Source organism: Legionella stuttgartensis, from assembly GCF_977063405.2.
In genome coordinates this window covers 258452-275187 of sequence record NZ_CDRUHA020000060.1, presented here as the reverse complement: position 1 = coordinate 275187, position 16736 = coordinate 258452, and the positions used below count along the sequence as shown (strand labels likewise).

Sequence of the window (16736 nt, the reverse complement as noted above, 5' to 3'; positions counted from 1 at the left end):
AACGAATTATAATCAAAATTAAAATATGGCGGGAGGCGTTTTTACCTCTGCAGTATTCCATGCTTGGTAAAATTTTTGTTCCACTTGTTCTGCCTCTTTTGTGCGTCCCATTTTTTTAAAGCTGTTTGATAATCCCCAAAGGGCCCAACCATTATTGGGATAGTCCTTTAAATCAGCTTCATACATCTTGAGTGCTTCTAAGGGATGGTTCCATTTTAAATAAGCATCACCTAACAGTTCTTTAACCGGAACATACCAATCTGGTGGTTCATGATAACCCATATTGTGCTGAATTTTTAATGCGATCTTCAATTGATTGATGGTTTCTTCCTCATTACCCTGCAGATCGGCTAAATGAGCACTTAAAACAGCCTCAGCAATTTTTAAAAGCGACACACCATTCTTTCCTAAATTTTTATTAATAGGACCTTGTTCAATAATGGTTCTTAATTCCGTTAATTCCTTTTGTGCACGTTTTATTTGACGGGTATGGGATAAAGCCATGCCTTGAGCGTAATGCCACATCCCCTCAGCATATTGATACTCTTTAGCCGGTTTAGGCTCTTTAAGCAGGTCATCCCATAAAGCAAAACGCGCCTCAACATAGTAAGGAATGGGAATAAACCACTGCAGAGAAGCTTCATTTTTTAACCAGTCACTAAACGGCGGTGCAAGCATGGTACGTGCTGCCCAGAGTGCTAATTTTTGTCTCCCCTCCATTGTGGCAGTAGTTCTTAAAAAATCATAATTATGCATATAAAGATAATTAATTTCCGGAGTAAATCCTTGTTGTCTACACGTTTTATTATACGTATTGAATGCATCAATTGCCTGTAGATTAGACTCACTTCCTTGATGATATTTTCCAGTAAGGAAGTAGATATGTGTCGGCATATGGACGAGATGTTCTGAACCAGGAACTAACAAGGTTAACCTGTTTGCACTATCCATGGCTTTTTGTGGTTCTTTGGAACTTTCTATCGCGTGGATGAAGTAATGATTCGCACCAATATGCGTAGGCTCATTCGCAAGTATATTTTTTAAGGCATTAACTATGAGTGCTGTTTTGGGATTTTCTTTGCCATCGATTCCCCAAAATTTCCATTCAATCACTTCAAAAAGTGCATAAGCGTATAATGCCTTTGCATTATTATCAGTAGGATAATCAGCAACAATTTTTTCCATTGCCTGAGCATAAGCCGCAATTTCAGTGGAAGATGATTTATCAAAATTAGTGCTTGAACGATGACAACTAAAAGTTCCCGAAGACTCAGTTTGTTGCTGTCGCGGTTGGTGTTTAAACCGTTCTATCAAAGCAAGAATATAAGCGTTTTCACGGGGTGTCATGAATTGTTTGAGCGTAACTGCCTTTTCAATTGCCTTTTTTGCATCCGGATATTCATGACCCGACATAGGTGCATTAATTTTAGAACCAGTTGCCAAAGCAAATCCCCAATAACACATGCCACACTGAGGGTCCAATCGCATAGCTTCTTTAAAAGAACGAGCAGACTCTCCCCATTCAAAACCATAAAAGAGTACAATGCCTTGATTAAAGAATTTTTGCGCTAATTGATTTTTCGTAGAAACAGCAAAATGAAACGAACCCAGATTATCAAAAACAGGAGCCAAAGGTTTTGACAAAGGGGCTTCAGCATACGATAAATTGATATAACTTAGGGAAAGAAAAAGTGCTAACAAAAATTGATACATTAAGATCCCCATTTCATTATTAAATTTTGAAACCCAATATCGGTATCAAGTTAGTTTAGAACTATTTTCACCACAATTAATAGTAGATATTAAACCAATAATAAAAACAAACGCGCTTGTTCCTCAGTATAAATGATGTATAAAAAAAGATTCAAACAGACTACTTTGTTCTAGAGAAAATGAAGTAATAGATACGAGCAATCATGTTGAAGTTTTATCTAATTCCACAACGGGTCGAATTAAATTACCCAGCAATAAAGAAGGATTATTATGAATGATTGGAATTGCCAAATGGTGGGCATTCATAAAGTCTTTAGCTTTGCAATGATCCATAAAATCTAATAACTTGTCGAAATAATTATCGATATTAAGAAACCCTATTTTTTTATCGAACTCGCCTATTTTTATAGCATTCCATGTTTCAATTGCCTCTTCTAGAGTTCCTAATCCTCCTGGCATGACTATAAATACATCGGCCAACGCTTGAAGCATTTTTTTTCGTTGCTGCATTGAATCAACTACATGCAGCTGGTCTAAGATTTCTAATGGTTTTTCTTTATCTAAAAGATGAGTGGTTGTCACTCCTATTGCTTTACCGCCTAATTCTTTTACAGTAGTTGCCAAAAGGCCCATCATTCCTAAACTTGAGCCACCATAGATTAAGGTCAGTCTCATATTAACAAGTTCATGAGCAAGTTTTATCGTGGCATCTTCGAAGGACTTATTATTTCCCAAACTTGCACCAAGATAGACACAAACTGATTCCATAAAAACTCTATTGTTAATTTTTTTGCAATCATACAGGGTTAATAAATCGCAATAAAGAACTACTACGACCAACGAAGTCAGTACCACTTTGGAGCAATCTCAAAAAACAGTCGAGATGAAACAAGAGCTTAAGACAACTAATACTAATAAAGATTCAGGCAGATGCTCTATTATGTGATTATATAAGGTGAATTAATGCGATGTTAATCACTTAAGGGGTTAAATATAGCCTGGTTGCCAGCAACCAGGCTATATGATCTGAGATTTAAATGACTATACTGGTCGCTTTGGAGAGATCTTCATCCTGCATGGTCATTCGTTCCATTATAATGTACATGCACATTCCCAAAATGATGACGCCATCAATAACTAGAACAACAGGACGCATCGAACCATCGAACAAAACGCCTGTTAACGCTACGGCCCCAGAAGAAAATAACAACCGGGTTGACATAATGAACGAAGAACAAACTCCTTTGAGATCTGGTAAAATTTCTAATGATTTTGCAAAGGTCACGCTCATTGGAAAGGCGCAACCAAACGCCATCCAGCACATTGCAAATGTAATCAAACGTGGATAACTTGGATATTTAAACGCAAAATAAGTGAGTAGTACTATTGATATGGTGCAACACACCATCCCTAAGTAGACCGCTTTTCGACTGCCAATTTGATTAATTATTTTATCTGCATAAAAACTGGTGAGCGAAAAAATTAATACGATTAACCCTTGTTGCATCGCAAATTGGAAATAAGACAAGTTACACGTATTAATATAATAAAACGAAGCACTACCCACAAAAGTTAAATAGGCCGTAACTAACATATTTGGCATGCTGGCATATATTAAAAACTTACTATGCGTGCAAACGGTTCGATAGTCATTAAATATGGTCGAAAGCTTTAAGGGCTGCTTTTCTTTTTTAGTTTCCGGTAATTGCCATGCCAAAAAAATCCATGAAATCAATGCAATAATTGCAATAAACGTAAAATTAGCTCGCCAAGTAAAATAGCTGATGAGCGTGCTGCCTACAATCGGAGCTGCTGCCATAAAAATAGTGACATAGGCGTTAATCTTACCAATATAATTTGCAGCCACGGCACCACTATATCGATCAGATATCATGGTAAAGCCGAGCACTACCGTGCTACTAGCACCTAAACCTTGAATAAAACGCCAAAACATTAATTGGTATATGGAAAATGAAAAGACACAACCCACTGCTCCAATTAAGAAACAAGTTGCCCCAAAAATCATTAAACCACGCCGCCCTAAAGATTCAGATAATGGTCCATATAACAACCCAGAAAGACAGAATGCTAAAAAATTAAGACTTAATGTACTTTGTACCTGGGCTTCGGTACTACCGAAGAACTTCATAATGCTAGGAAAGCTGGGTAAGGAAATATCGATTTCCATACAGCAGCCTAATAATGAAATAATAATGAGGGTTACCAGTGATAGCCGAAATGATCTTAATGCCATAATACTTATCTTCTTGATAAATGGACAAATGGGCGATATTTAGAAGGATGCTTCTTAAATCGTCATACAAACTGCAGCAGCACTTAGAATTGTAGCAGTATTTGCACACCTTGAGAAGCAACTGAGATGGGTAAGCCATAGCGAGCGTTGATGCGTTTTAAAGAAAATGAGGGTGTTTAATCTTCACAAAATTATTTCTCTTTTCGACACTCTTTGAGTTAAAAAACCATTCCTTTCCTGTTAAGCTGCGCTAGGATTTTTGAATTTAAACATAGGTGGAAATAATGAAAACTATAAATAAATCAGTATTATTAATACTGGGTTCTTTATCTATGTCAGCCATGGCATCTACAAGCAATTCTAGTTTATATGAAAAAATATACAGGTTAGCAGAACAAATTTATTATACTGAGTATTCATTAAGCCCAGAACAACGCAAAATGACGGAAGAGCTCTCCAATCAAATTGAAGCCGTCATAAGTACACCTAATGATGTCACATGTGGAAATAAGAGCGATGTATTTCAAGAAGCGTACAAATGGTCTTATAGCTCTGATGGTTTGAATGAAACATCGTCTGGAGCAGAAAAATTTGCCACCTTAATAATAAGTAAACCCTGCCCTGCAGCCTACTTAAACGTTTTTAAACCCTCCTACAAATTCGCTTACGCAAGCGATGGCATGAATAAAACCAGATCGGACGCGAAGAACGTTGCCACGAAGATAAGTGATTACGAAGCTTCAAAGTTTTACACTAAAAACTCATTGCAATGTTATATCGATAATTACAAGTTTGCCTATTCAAGTGGGGGTATGAATAAAACTCGCTCTGAAGCAGAGGCTTTTGCAAATCAACAATGCTTGCAATAATAATTCGATAAAGTTTTGGAAGCAAAAGCGGCTATCACCGTCCTGTTTTATAACAAGCAAATTCATCCGGTAGTCGCTTGTTTTGTTTCCAAAGGCTCCTACCATCAATGAACCGAAACCCGGGTTTCACTTCATTACACCCTGGCTACGCTTGCTTTTGCATTATATCTGGAGAGTTTTTTGTTCAGATGCATAATCTTCAAAAACTTTTGTTAATTTTTTATCAAATAAAAATAAGTGATACTTGCCATGTATTCTTCTGTCACTTTCAGTACCCAATAAATTATTTTCATTTATTTTGATAAATTGTTGCACTTCCTCAAAAGCAAGCTTAAAAGGTGTGCAAATATAGAGCGATGGATTCAAATAGTCTCCTTTCATTTTTTCAGAACGCTCAAGAAATTGAAATAATTGCTGAAAACCAGGTACATATTTTTTCTTTTCACATTCATCTAATATGGCATTCAATAAGATAGGCGACGAAAGATGACTACACTCGTACGTCCTCCATGATTTGTAATTACTTTCTCCCCTAACAATCATTGTCGCTTCATAATCCCAATATTGCAGCAAATAACGATTGCGAGGTGAAATAATAAATTGATTTTCATCCATGAAATTTAAAATCACTTGCGCAACACTTTGATCTTGAATGTTCTTATATAAATCTAAAATACTCATATCAAAAGAGGCAAAAACTTGCGGAGCATCTATATCTTCCCAATCGATGGATTTTCCTTCCTCAATAGTACAGTTTGATAAAGTTTTTTTTGCTTTGTTCAAATCATCTATGTCACCTAAAAATTTAATTTTTCAAATGAGTCATATTTTGAATAGTTAATTTTAATGTCATATGCGTAGAACTACTTTCCTTAGAGAAGGATTAATTATATCTAAAAAAAGCTCGAATTTATTCGATTCTAATAAATTAAATAGAGAATCACCTTCAAAAACAAAATTTTTTTTGTATTTTGTGTGGGTAAAATGACCCATCGCACTTGTTTTACGCTTGCTTAGAAGTGATAAAATTCATAATGATCGCTATCGATTCATCGATTAAGTACTTGGACGTATCAATCATAATTTGCTTGCTTTCCCACGGTTCATAATTACGATCCAAAACGGCTTGCCATGTGGGCAGTTCATGGCCATCTATATCTGCAACGCGTCCTTCTACTCGACTTTGATGTATTTGCTCATCGGAACACATTAGTTCAATCTCGATAATATCTGCTTCAGTTTGTTTTGCTACCTGCTGCCATTGTTGGCGTGTTATCGCTATTGGATTAACCGAGTCGGCCACGACGTTTAAACCCAGGTCCAAATTCTCTCGAGCTACTGCATAACTGATTAAATACCCTTCTGAGCCTACTATCAATTCCTCAGGATAACCGTCTATGTTAATTAAGGCCTGCTCAATAGTATCTACTCGTAAGTAAACCGCTTTTAAGCGCTTGGCAATAATTTTAGAAATTGTCGTTTTTCCTGTCCCAGGTAAACCACCAAAAACAATTAACTTCATAAGATTACCTCATAGACTTTTTTCTCATTTTCCTTTTTTCTTAAAAATGTGCAACTTTATCATCACAAATTGAGTCAAAAGGACCAACCTATTTCGACTTAATGATTTCAAATTGGTTAACAACAAAGTATACTTGCCGCTTTTTTATCCATCATGGTGATTGCAATGACAATTCTAGCGGTTTGTGGACCTATAGGTAGTGATTTTAAGGCGTTCAGTGAACAATGTTATTCTCTATTAAATAAAGAGAAGACTCAATTGATTGATAGTTCTGCTTATGAATCGCTCGATTTACTATTATCTGCTATCGACAATGCCCAGGGCGATATCATTATTTTTGGGGCTGATATTTTTTTAAATGAACAATTACGTTCAAAATTGGATATCAAAGTGTTTCTTGAGCTGGATGCAGATCTGTGTCTAAGTAACTATTTGAGATCATTCGATGCAAACGAACTTCTTGAGGAACGATTGGATTACTATCTTACTGAGATTAAGCCCCTAAATGAAAAAGTAAGATTATCTTCAAAATATGCCGCTATGCGCCGCCCGCAAGCGAGTTCCAATGAAAAATTAATTGATTTGCTTATTGATGAAGACAATAAAACCTTAAAGAAACTTCAAGTTGTATCTGTATCCAGAGATATGTTCTGGAAACTTGAAACGCAACAAACAGATAGTCATTTAAGTGCCGCTCCCACTAACATGTCGCAGGTATACATTTAATGCGACCAGGCATACTTTATTTGCTTGGCAGTTGCCTCTTGAGCACCTCTTTAGCTTAAGAGACCGCAGCCAAGTACCATTCAACATTCTTCTCAACCTAAAAGCAGCTTTGAAGTATCAGTAAAGACATTGAATAATACGACAGCAAAATGCACAATAGTGACCCATATTGCTTGGAGAATATTATAAATGACACATTCACTTACACAGCCCCTTCTTGAAGAAATTGTTTCTCAATTTGAATCAATTGAGGAAATTAATAAAATGCTTAATGCTGTTGTAGGCCCTGATGGACCGATTCCTGACGAAATTAAATGCGAGCTAAGAAATAAATTATCCACGATTGAATCACTCATTGAATTTAATTATTGGTGTGGGGAATTCATACGAAGGCAAAAGGGAGTTGACACGTTTATATTAAATATTATTCAAGATCGAATTCAAAATCCCCTACAAAGATTATCCATATTGGACTTATTACTTAATCAATACAACCACACCGCTCCCCAGCGACAGGTTGGGATCAATATAACGCTCAATAAATTGATTGAATTTATAGGGTATAAAATACCTGCCCTTTCGAATGAAAATATTCATGTACCGCTGGATACACTTGCACTCTTTTTAAGAGCATCTAAAAGTTTGGTGCCGATTTCGGCCTTGTTTTATAAACTGGGATTAATTGAGAAACTAACTATAAAAGCACAAGAAACTACGTTGAGTTTGGATGAATTTTTGTTTTATACAGCATTTGCTTCGGCAAAAGATATCATTGCACTCCCAAACAGGACTTTAACCACAATTACCCAAGCCATCACACAGCACCCTGGCCAACGAGAAGGTAGCCAGCCTAAAGATAGATATCAATACTTATTGCTTAAACACTCCATGGCAAAAATTAACTTATTAAAATCAGACGCGGACAATAACCTTTCTGTTGAATTGAGTCGCCTTTTGAATCAAGAGACGTGCAGTCAACTAGCTCGACATAATACTGCACCCTATGCCTTACTTCCGATTGATTATTTGGACGGCCCTCTTCTCGACATTACGAATCTAAATTTAGCAAGAGCACAATGGAATGGGTTGTATTTAGCAAGAGCAAAAATAATAAATGCCAACTTAATTGCATCACAATTATCAAATAGCCAACTACCGCAATCCATGTTAAATAATGTATCTCTATCAGATTCACTTATTAATGAGAGCAATTTATCGAGCTCCCATATAAAGAATGTTGATTTCACTCGTAGTTCGCTAATCAGTACGAGTATGCGAAAAGCCTTTTTCTCTGGTCGCGTACGCTTTAATCACGCGATTTTAGAGGAAACAATTTTTAGTAATGCATATTGTACTCCTAATAGCGAAATTGATTTTGGTGATGCCCGACTTAATCGAGCCAATCTGGATCAGACTTGTTTTTCAAAGGTTAATGAAACCACCCCAGAAGGAAATCAAATTAATTTTTCAAGAGCAAATCTCGAGCAGGCATCACTTACCCATGTTTGGTTAGAAGGTAAGAATGCGAAGATGGAGTACGCGCGATTAATTGGTGTTGATGCAAGTGACGCCCATTTAAAATATGCCAACTTAAAATACGCTGATATGAGGGGAATCAATTTATCTCGAGCTGATTTAAGTGGTACTGATTTAAGTGGAGCCATTCTTATTGGCGCGAATTTAACACATGTTCGTTTGAACAATACCAAATTAACTGGAGCAAAGTTCTTAGATTTATCACCAATAACATTAGTTCAACCCACACCAGCTCATATCGAGTTAGTTAATCATTTAACTAATGAACTTGATCGTTTAATGGATACATATAGTAGAGAACAATTAGAAGTCATAAGCTTAATAGTTGCCCAACAAATCATCGAAACGGTAATGAAGAGAGATGATTGGGATAATGAATCGAAGAGCGATTATTTACAACGAGCTTTATTGCACCCTGTCTTCAAACACCAGAGTATTATGAATTTATTCTATTCGAACGCAGTGAGGATGCTTGGTTTTCTAAGCGACCAAAACGGACTCTCTGCAAGCCAAGAATGTATAAAGAGTGCACTGGATGAATTGAATAGTAATTATCAATTGACCCTAGTGGAACCGGTTTATTAATCGATTCAACTGATCCAAGATATCGTATTTTTTTGAACAATTTTTCGGGTTTTTAATGGACAAATTGTTTATAGTGTCATTCCCGCGCATGGGGAATCTATCATCAAAGTAATTCCTTACTATGTTTGTAAGATGGATTCCCGCCCACGCAGGAATGGCGTGAATTTAGGGAGCAATGTATTATTGCCATCAATATTGAACATTAAAAAATCTTTTGCATAAAAAGATGACGTACCCTAGGTCAAATAGCCTTATCTCGTCACATTGGTTTGCTGGGCTTATCAGCCCAGTCTTACTGTCGCTAACTTGCATCGATTATAGATTTAACGTTACACCTTGCTTAGGTTTAATTAATTCTACGCCAATATCATTTTCCTGGGACAGTTCGTTTATAACCTGTATTCCTACATCGTCCTTAGCATTTGAAAAGTCTGATAATCTGGGTTTGATGTGAGTAACCACAACTGGCAATCCCCGTAGAGAGTTTCTTAAGTCTAATGGATCAACAATCGACGCCAATTGCCGTAACTCAGACATAAATAAGTTTGGTTTTAAATGACCAAATAATTTGTTATCGGGTTGAGAGTTTAAAAATGAGCACTCGAGCATGATAGCGTGCAGTTGCTTATTTCTTATGAGTAGCGCAATCTCGTTCCAAATACTCTCCATGCTTGTCGATTGTTCAATACTATCAGCGCCAGTATCACCAAAATATAAGATGTATTCAGTCTTATAACGAATTAAAAAAGCACTGGATGGCATACCACTATGGCTCAAAGGAAACGCTTTGACATGCAGTTCAGTATTAGGAATAGCAACCCACTGGAGTAATGGCATCGTTTGATAGTGCTGATAATTCAAGTGTGGAATTTCTCCTTTATCGCCAAAATTCCCCCACACGGACCAATTAAAAACATTCTTTTGCAATGCCTGCATAGTTTCTTCGCGTGCCATAATTGTTTGCTGCTCTCGCAGTTCGGGTTGTGCCATCACAAGCCCCATAAGATGATCAAGATGAGCGTGAGAAATGAGGTACGCTGGAATATGGTTTTGCAGCAAATCTTCAACATTTTTATTACGCATCGATTGTTTATCGACTGCAACTGCAAGCCCATGCACCAAAGTCCCCCCATCAAGAGCCACATAATTTTCGCTCTCGATTGTCTTTAACAAATAAGCAGATAAATTTCCATCTTTCATACCACCATAAACTCCAAGAGGAACAACTTCGAAGACGGGTGCACAAGAGGCGGTTTGAGAAAAAGCAAAAATAAACACTGTAATCAATAACTGGCGCATGTGGATTTCCTTAAATGATGCGGTTAAATTCGTAAAAATAATATAAAATTCTGAGCCGCTTCAACTACCGTATTTATACGGTGATCCGTCGCATTAAAGCGACTTTATAATAGCAGCCTGATTTAATCGAGCCGGGATAAGATTGTGATAACCATTTAACACTGCTTTTACCAGTAGTTCCGCTTTATTTTTACAATCCATTTTATTTTTAATATGTTCGATGTAAGACTCTATTGTTCGTGTTGATAGAGAAAGCAAAGCCCCTATTTCTTTGGCGGATTTACCTCTTATTAATAAAAAAACACATTCACACTCACGGTTTGACAATGCATATTTATTTTCGTTGCCCTTCAGCGTGTAATGATGGGTACTTAAATGCAATTGCTCATCGAACTCACTTAACAGCCTAAACAACTCATTCTTAGGACATGGACGACAATGATAAATCAATCCAGTTACGTTATTGTTTTGGTCTGTTAAAGGACTTTTTTCTAAAAGAAACACGTCATTAGTTTTTGAATCTAAATGCACGGTAGATACTTTTTCGCCGTTCAATACGCATAAATCTTGCTGATGGAATATTTGATTCTCTTCAATAGAATAAGGGGACAGTTCTTCATCTGTTTTACCAGCAACTTCTTCGACATCAGTACAACCTTTAAATTCTAGCAAAGCTTTGTTTGCGCCTACATAATGTCGGTTTAAATCCTTCCAACCAATGTAGCCAGGAAGATGATCCAGTAATGATATTTCAGGAATCAACATGAGTCATATCCTCCAATGAATGCTCATTTCTATACGAGTAAATTATAATTTCAGACTCTTAAAAAGATCTATTAAAACCATTTATTAATATCATTTTCTAAAAAATAAATTGATATAAAAATAGATCGATTGTTAGTTAATAACACCGACTGACAGTCAAATGTACTATATTAAACATAGTATCAACGAAGCAGATTGTAGTTTCAAAGTAAAAGGAGTTACTAAAATGGCATACTGGAATCAATTTCAAGCAAATGCAGCCAGCCAGGGGTTTGCCCCGCTTTTTAATATGCCTGTATCCTCTGCAAAATGGCAGGTAGAAGTAGGTCCTGTAGCCTTTGCTTCACCAGTCATTGGCAATGACGGAACCATTTATATTGGCAATTTAATGGGTGAACTCGTGGCTGTTTTGCCGACTGGTTCGATAAGATGGAAAAAAATGCTGGATCAACGGGGTTGTACCATTGCTGGAAGCCCAGCAGTGGATAAGAATGGCAATATTTATGTTATCACTACTCATAGAGCCAAAGTGCGTGATCATCGAGGAGGCAGCACCGTCTATTCTTATGTAGCTCACAGTAAACTACACAGCTTAACTCCCAATGGGCAATTACGATGGATTTTCAATTTTCCAATCAATCCAAATCGAAATATAACAGATGGATATACTTTATCATCACCTAAAATATGGAATACACAAGAGCCACTAATTTTTATTCCTGTGCTGTTCACAAGAATTGTCTCAAGAATGGAATTATTAGCTATCGATCAAACAGGTCAAGTAGTGAGTAATGTTTTCGTTTCAGAATATCCCATCCCACCTGTTGAAACTACTGGAGGCGTAACTCTTGGCGGTATTTTTGGTGGTATTTGGGATTTCCTCAATGGTATGGAATTTGAACCAAGCGGGGGTGGTCCGACTTTACAACAACTATTTGGGTGGGCAGAGCCATCAATTGCTATTGCAGATTTTGGTTCGTTCTCTTCCAGACCTGTGATTGTAGTTGATGATAATTACAAACAACTATCAGCATTTCGTTGGCAAAATCGACAATTCCAACCTTTATGGAGTAAGCGTTCAGCAAAACCACGATTAAGAGCTTCCCCGGCTGTTTTTTTAAGCAGTATGGTCGCAACAGGTCAGCAAGATGGTACTTTAGCTTTTTATGATCTGTTAACAGGTTCTGAATTATTAAAACCATGGTATAAAGCGCGACAAGCCATACAATCACCCCCGGCCTCTTTTCTTAGTCAAATTTATTTTACTGCAGGCACATCGGTAGTAGCTTTAGATGCGGGAGGAAGATTGCTGCGTCAATTTGAAATGAGTGAACATTCACTTGGTGCTGCACTAGGATCCCCTGCCATCTCCGGGAATCGTGTTTATGTAAACGCTCAAGAAGGACTCCATTCATTTTCTTTAAATCTTGATGATGTGGATAAAAACAGCAGTGTACTTGGTGGCGTTTCATCACCTGCTATTGCTGATGATGGTACGGTGTATGTTATTGATCGTAACAAACAATTATGGGCTTTTGGTGAATAAAATAAAGAGGATCATGAGGTTGATAAACGTCGTTTTTGTCAATGTATCAATTTATTGATCATTTAGTTATCATGCGCTCCAGGAACAGTACTAAAAATCGTTTTTATTTACTAAATATGGAGTGATATTCATGGCAAAAGAATTTGTACCCTTTTTGCTTAAAGATCAGATCGATGACGCGTTAAAACAAAATACTCAAGAGCTATTGGAAAAAAAGATACACCAGGCTCTTGATACAAGTTCAAAAAAAATTTATGCAGCGCGATATCTGGATCATCTGCTATTAAAATTCCAAAAGCAGAAAAAAGAATGCGAGATTATTTGGGCCGAAGAGGATAAAGAATATCAAGCGGCACTGAAAAGTGATGATCCTCTAGTAAAATTTCGAGTAGGCATACATAATTCTTATGTGAATGCAGGTAACGACTTAAATCGATTGATGAAACAAATTGATCCTACTGTGGGGAACATCTATACATCCCCTGATGAGCTAAAAAAACAGAGAAGAACCCAAATCGTGAACGTGTTAGAGGATAATCTCCTACGAGTTCGTATAGGTCGAAACGCAATCGAACTCACGCAAAGCGAAGAAGAGCTTATCAAACCTAATATGCAAAGACTCTATCAAGAGCAAGTAAATAACAGGAAGTGGTATCAAAACGGTATATTTGTGGCTGTTGTTTCTGTCGTTTTGCTTCCATTTTCCCCTCTTTTTTATTACTTATGGAAAAAAGATCGCGACCAAGAATTAATTCAACCCAATCCAATAACTCCAGAGGATCGAGTTGTAATCAGAGCGGTTCGTCAACAATTTAAAAAAGCTGTGAACAACGACAACAGTTGGAATGCTAAAAAGGAATTTATTACTGAGAAAGGGCCGAGAACTTTATCTCCAGAGGTACCCGAATTTGTGACTAAATATAGAAAAGACCAAGATGCATTTTTTCTTAAAAACCGTCAACACACTTTTTTCTGGGTCGGTAGAGAAGATAGAGACTTTGTTAAAAACAGTATAGAACAAGATTTGGATGCACGTATGACTCTCGGTCTTTAATCTAATAAAAATTGTCTCTTGCAGAACAACAAATGAGGTTGGGCTTAGGCCCAACTTACTTGTTCTATATTGATGACATTCCCCCGCAGGCGGTAATCCATATCAAATTAATGGTCGTGTTGCAAAAATATAAAGATGACAAAAGGGTCGATTTTACGTCACAGGTCAACTGTATTCGGAATATCGTTTAATATCATGATAGTTCATTGCAACTCCCATCCATCTAAATAGTAAATTGTCCATTTTTTAAACATTCTCATGATTTCAAACCCATCCCCAACACCACCCTATTAAAACTTGACGTTGCCTTTAAATAGACAGTGAACGCGCTTTATCTATCCATCGAGCTCATTATTTAATCAATCCTTAATATTTTTATTATACCATTATCTAATCTAATTAATCTGAGTATGTTATGAAGAATTTAAAATTTGAAGAACGGGTTGAATTATTAAAATTAGCTCAAGAATCCATTACCTACAAAAATGATAATAAAAAATTAGAAGAAATAAAATTTAAAGCACTTAAATTAATTCATGATAAACCTGAGGAAATCGATAATTGGAATAAATCAAGTTCTGAAGAAGACACAAAAAAACTAAATAAACTTGTGGATGAATTGTATGATTATTTTGATAAGTTATTAATGGCAAAGAGTAAAATTTTATCTGCAGGAACTAACTTAATTTCAAATTTTGATGAAGCGGAACTAGATGCAAAAGAGGCAATTCGTTTAGCAAGTGGAAATCCTAAACAATATGACGAATATGAGAAAAATGTAGCAAACTATTTTGCTTCAGATGAAGCAAAAGATATTAACCAACGAAAAAAGAAAGGTGAACAAATTGATCATCCTAAAAACATTTTAGACCAACAACAATTTATAAAAGATGCAAAAAATATTGTAAATACTTTAGCTAATTCATTAATGGTTAGTTCACCAGAGTTTAGAAAAAATAGAGTTAATTTCATTAAGCAAACCTTGGAAGGCCCGGAATATCAAGCTGAATTTGTTGCACGGGACGGTCAAATGCAGTTTAGAACAATACGGCCTGATGGGGATTATGGAAAACCAGCTGTAGCTTTTAAAGAAGGATTGGCGCCTCAATTTGTCAGTGTATGGGCGTTCCAAACTGGTGTGATTAGTAAGCCTTACGTCAATGATGTATACAAGACCACAGGCGAAAAAGTGGGCTGGTCCGGTGGGATAACTTCAACTTCCGCCAATATAAAATTTTGTGCAGCGTTTGATTTTGCAGCCACTTACGGTATACAAAATGGACTTATTTATGTTTATTCTTGTGATGAAGCTGCTTCTATTGCGCGTCACATCAGTTTTGGTGTTGGATATGATGGCAAAGTTCGCCAAACTCAAGGGGTTGAAAGAAGTAATGCAGAAGCAGCCATGGAATATATGCTACCTTATTTAGCTCCGGAAAGAATTGTTGGAGCTAGGGAAATTAAGGAAGACGGATCGCTGGGAGCTTATTTTCCAAATCCAAATGTGAAGTTCAGTGCATATGGTGATACTGAATATCTAAAACTCATGCTATGCAACAGTGTTGATGAAATTAAATTAGTCGAATATTTAGAGCGCAGAAGTGTTGAAGTGATACATCATGACGAAGACATTGAATATACAAATAAGATGGTTGTATTGTTTCGTACTCTTCCTGTTGAACGACAAACAGTTATTCTGAAGTTAGCGCATTCATCACTCATTGCGTTGAATAACGAGTTAACACAAAATCTAGATCCTAACCTCAAGGAAACAGATCCCCAAAAGTGGGAGTTATTACAAAATTTAAACTGTCCAGGTAACCTCCAAAACTCTATTGAAGTGTTACCTATTGCGCTCCAAGAAGCATTATCTATGGAACAACACAAAGAACTTTCTAAAGGATTGGAAAAAGACAAAAAAATGTTTGATGTTAAATCACATTTCCCATTTCAATTTGAGAGAGAGAAACGCAGTACAAAGGAAAGTAGGCCAGAACCCGTAGTATATTTTCCACGGCGCTTTTTTAGGGATAAACTTGGGACTGTTTGTCAGGATGAATTAGAAGAGGTTGGTAAGATTACGCCAACCACTTTAACTAAAAGAAAATAGAGTCCAATATCGACTTCTAATCTATTAATGTTATTAGAGTAGTATGAGTAAGATTGGATGCACACCCGACGTTAGATTTTTAGCCCATAAAATCGTTTCTTAAGATACAAGAAACGATTTTACCAAATCCATTAAATTCTTACGACAAGGTTACTTTTTCAATAGCGGTTGGATTTTCTTGTTCCATCGCTTGTTTTTTTGCTTCCACTACTTGCTTTCCTTTGGGGCTACTGTGAAGCGTTATACCCGAATTGATTGCCTCGGAGATATCAACCCTCTTATCCAGCGTTTCTATAAATTGATCGAGCACGGGAGACTCAAATACTTTGTGCAATTCGCGAAGAATATCCTCTGGTTTTTTTAGCTCGTTAGAACAGAATTCGCAGTCGCTCGAAGACGACATTAACATCATCACCTTGGGATGCAGGTTTTTCCATTCAGCAGAATTTATAAAATCATTGTAAGCAAATATACGCGTAGCAAACCATTGAATATTATCTATTCCATTACCAATTCCATGGTGGTCAATACCGAACACAAAATAAGGTGCAAGCCTGCCTGGGAAATGGGAATTTTCTGTTAACCTAATCCCAACTTTTTCTAATTTTATTTCTTTTCTCGAGAACATTGTTTGGCCCCTAAGTTCAAAATGAGGACAAATATATAGAATAAATTTTGGAAACTCAAATAACATATTCATATCGAACTAAATATTTTGGGCGTATAAATTTTAAATGGTATCCTTGCCTTCCCACCT

At 36.6% G+C, this 16736-nt stretch carries 14 protein-coding genes; 6 read left to right on the top strand and 8 right to left on the bottom strand.

Features of this window, described 5'->3' with window-relative positions; genetic code table 11:
- Window positions 1-18: 18 nt before the first annotated feature.
- The 3 genes from ACWTEW_RS20595 to ACWTEW_RS20585 all read right to left on the bottom strand — a co-directional run bounded on the left by ACWTEW_RS20595 (window position 19) and on the right by ACWTEW_RS20585 (window position 3967).
- Entirely contained in the window at window positions 19-1713 is a 1695-nt protein-coding gene (locus ACWTEW_RS20595; protein ID WP_454780377.1) for a tetratricopeptide repeat protein, read from the bottom strand.
- A gap of 201 nt (window positions 1714-1914) precedes the next feature.
- Complete coding sequence (locus ACWTEW_RS20590) at window positions 1915-2481, bottom strand: LOG family protein (RefSeq protein WP_454780376.1); 567 nt, start codon at window positions 2479-2481, stop codon at window positions 1915-1917.
- Between the two features lie 265 nt (window positions 2482-2746).
- A complete protein-coding gene (locus ACWTEW_RS20585; RefSeq protein ID WP_454780375.1) occupies window positions 2747-3967 on the bottom strand; it encodes a multidrug effflux MFS transporter in 1221 nt (406 codons plus the stop codon).
- 284 nt (window positions 3968-4251) lie between these two features.
- Between ACWTEW_RS20585 and ACWTEW_RS20580 the strand changes: the two genes are divergently transcribed.
- On the top strand, window positions 4252-4836 hold the full coding sequence (locus ACWTEW_RS20580; RefSeq protein WP_454780374.1) for a hypothetical protein: 585 nt from the start codon (window positions 4252-4254) through the stop codon (window positions 4834-4836).
- Window positions 4837-4998: 162 nt separating this feature from the next.
- Here ACWTEW_RS20580 and ACWTEW_RS20575 read toward each other — a convergent pair whose 3' ends face one another.
- On the bottom strand, window positions 4999-5619 hold the full coding sequence (locus tag ACWTEW_RS20575) for a hypothetical protein (protein WP_454780373.1): 621 nt from the start codon (window positions 5617-5619) through the stop codon (window positions 4999-5001).
- 220 nt (window positions 5620-5839) lie between these two features.
- Window positions 5840-6358, bottom strand: coding sequence for a P-loop nucleotide/nucleoside kinase family protein (locus tag ACWTEW_RS20570; protein WP_454780372.1), 519 nt, complete (start codon window positions 6356-6358; stop codon window positions 5840-5842).
- Between the two features lie 165 nt (window positions 6359-6523).
- Here ACWTEW_RS20570 and ACWTEW_RS20565 point away from each other — a divergent pair, with 165 nt between their 5' ends.
- Both ACWTEW_RS20565 and ACWTEW_RS20560 read left to right on the top strand, forming a co-directional pair.
- A complete protein-coding gene (locus ACWTEW_RS20565) occupies window positions 6524-7084 on the top strand; it encodes a nucleoside/nucleotide kinase family protein (protein WP_454780371.1) in 561 nt (186 codons plus the stop codon).
- A gap of 189 nt (window positions 7085-7273) precedes the next feature.
- The gene (locus ACWTEW_RS20560; protein ID WP_454780370.1) at window positions 7274-9205 is read left to right on the top strand and encodes a pentapeptide repeat-containing protein; all 1932 of its coding nucleotides are present in this window, start codon (window positions 7274-7276) and stop codon (window positions 9203-9205) included.
- A gap of 315 nt (window positions 9206-9520) precedes the next feature.
- Here ACWTEW_RS20560 and ACWTEW_RS20555 read toward each other — a convergent pair whose 3' ends face one another.
- Both ACWTEW_RS20555 and ACWTEW_RS20550 read right to left on the bottom strand, forming a co-directional pair.
- The gene (locus ACWTEW_RS20555; RefSeq protein WP_454780369.1) at window positions 9521-10504 is read right to left on the bottom strand and encodes an MBL fold metallo-hydrolase; all 984 of its coding nucleotides are present in this window, start codon (window positions 10502-10504) and stop codon (window positions 9521-9523) included.
- Window positions 10505-10597: 93 nt separating this feature from the next.
- A complete protein-coding gene (locus tag ACWTEW_RS20550; RefSeq protein ID WP_454780368.1) occupies window positions 10598-11269 on the bottom strand; it encodes a helix-turn-helix transcriptional regulator in 672 nt (223 codons plus the stop codon).
- A gap of 226 nt (window positions 11270-11495) precedes the next feature.
- On the opposite strand from ACWTEW_RS20550, the gene ACWTEW_RS20545 reads away from it, so the two are divergent.
- The 3 genes from ACWTEW_RS20545 (at window position 11496) to ACWTEW_RS20535 (ending at window position 15979) form a co-directional block, all read left to right on the top strand.
- A complete protein-coding gene (locus tag ACWTEW_RS20545; protein ID WP_454780367.1) occupies window positions 11496-12815 on the top strand; it encodes an outer membrane protein assembly factor BamB family protein in 1320 nt (439 codons plus the stop codon).
- Between the two features lie 130 nt (window positions 12816-12945).
- A complete protein-coding gene (locus ACWTEW_RS20540) occupies window positions 12946-13869 on the top strand; it encodes a hypothetical protein (protein WP_454780366.1) in 924 nt (307 codons plus the stop codon).
- Between the two features lie 415 nt (window positions 13870-14284).
- On the top strand, window positions 14285-15979 hold the full coding sequence (locus tag ACWTEW_RS20535; RefSeq protein WP_454780365.1) for a hypothetical protein: 1695 nt from the start codon (window positions 14285-14287) through the stop codon (window positions 15977-15979).
- 139 nt (window positions 15980-16118) lie between these two features.
- Here the strand turns inward: ACWTEW_RS20535 and ACWTEW_RS20530 are convergent, their stop codons facing one another.
- Complete coding sequence (locus ACWTEW_RS20530) at window positions 16119-16607, bottom strand: hypothetical protein (protein ID WP_454780364.1); 489 nt, start codon at window positions 16605-16607, stop codon at window positions 16119-16121.
- Window positions 16608-16736 lie beyond the last annotated feature (129 nt).

Coding starts and splice junctions, on each gene's coding strand:
- ACWTEW_RS20595 (WP_454780377.1), bottom strand. CDS start 1,713: ATGTATCAATTTTTGTTAGCACTTTTTCTTTCCCTAAGTTATATCAAT.
- ACWTEW_RS20590 (WP_454780376.1), bottom strand. CDS start 2,481: ATGGAATCAGTTTGTGTCTATCTTGGTGCAAGTTTGGGAAATAATAAG.
- ACWTEW_RS20585 (WP_454780375.1), bottom strand. CDS start 3,967: ATGGCATTAAGATCATTTCGGCTATCACTGGTAACCCTCATTATTATT.
- ACWTEW_RS20580 (WP_454780374.1), top strand. CDS start 4,252: ATGAAAACTATAAATAAATCAGTATTATTAATACTGGGTTCTTTATCT.
- ACWTEW_RS20570 (WP_454780372.1), bottom strand. CDS start 6,358: ATGAAGTTAATTGTTTTTGGTGGTTTACCTGGGACAGGAAAAACGACA.
- ACWTEW_RS20565 (WP_454780371.1), top strand. CDS start 6,524: ATGACAATTCTAGCGGTTTGTGGACCTATAGGTAGTGATTTTAAGGCG.
- ACWTEW_RS20560 (WP_454780370.1), top strand. CDS start 7,274: ATGACACATTCACTTACACAGCCCCTTCTTGAAGAAATTGTTTCTCAA.
- ACWTEW_RS20555 (WP_454780369.1), bottom strand. CDS start 10,504: ATGCGCCAGTTATTGATTACAGTGTTTATTTTTGCTTTTTCTCAAACC.
- ACWTEW_RS20550 (WP_454780368.1), bottom strand. CDS start 11,269: ATGTTGATTCCTGAAATATCATTACTGGATCATCTTCCTGGCTACATT.
- ACWTEW_RS20545 (WP_454780367.1), top strand. CDS start 11,496: ATGGCATACTGGAATCAATTTCAAGCAAATGCAGCCAGCCAGGGGTTT.
- ACWTEW_RS20540 (WP_454780366.1), top strand. CDS start 12,946: ATGGCAAAAGAATTTGTACCCTTTTTGCTTAAAGATCAGATCGATGAC.
- ACWTEW_RS20535 (WP_454780365.1), top strand. CDS start 14,285: ATGAAGAATTTAAAATTTGAAGAACGGGTTGAATTATTAAAATTAGCT.
- ACWTEW_RS20530 (WP_454780364.1), bottom strand. CDS start 16,607: ATGTTCTCGAGAAAAGAAATAAAATTAGAAAAAGTTGGGATTAGGTTA.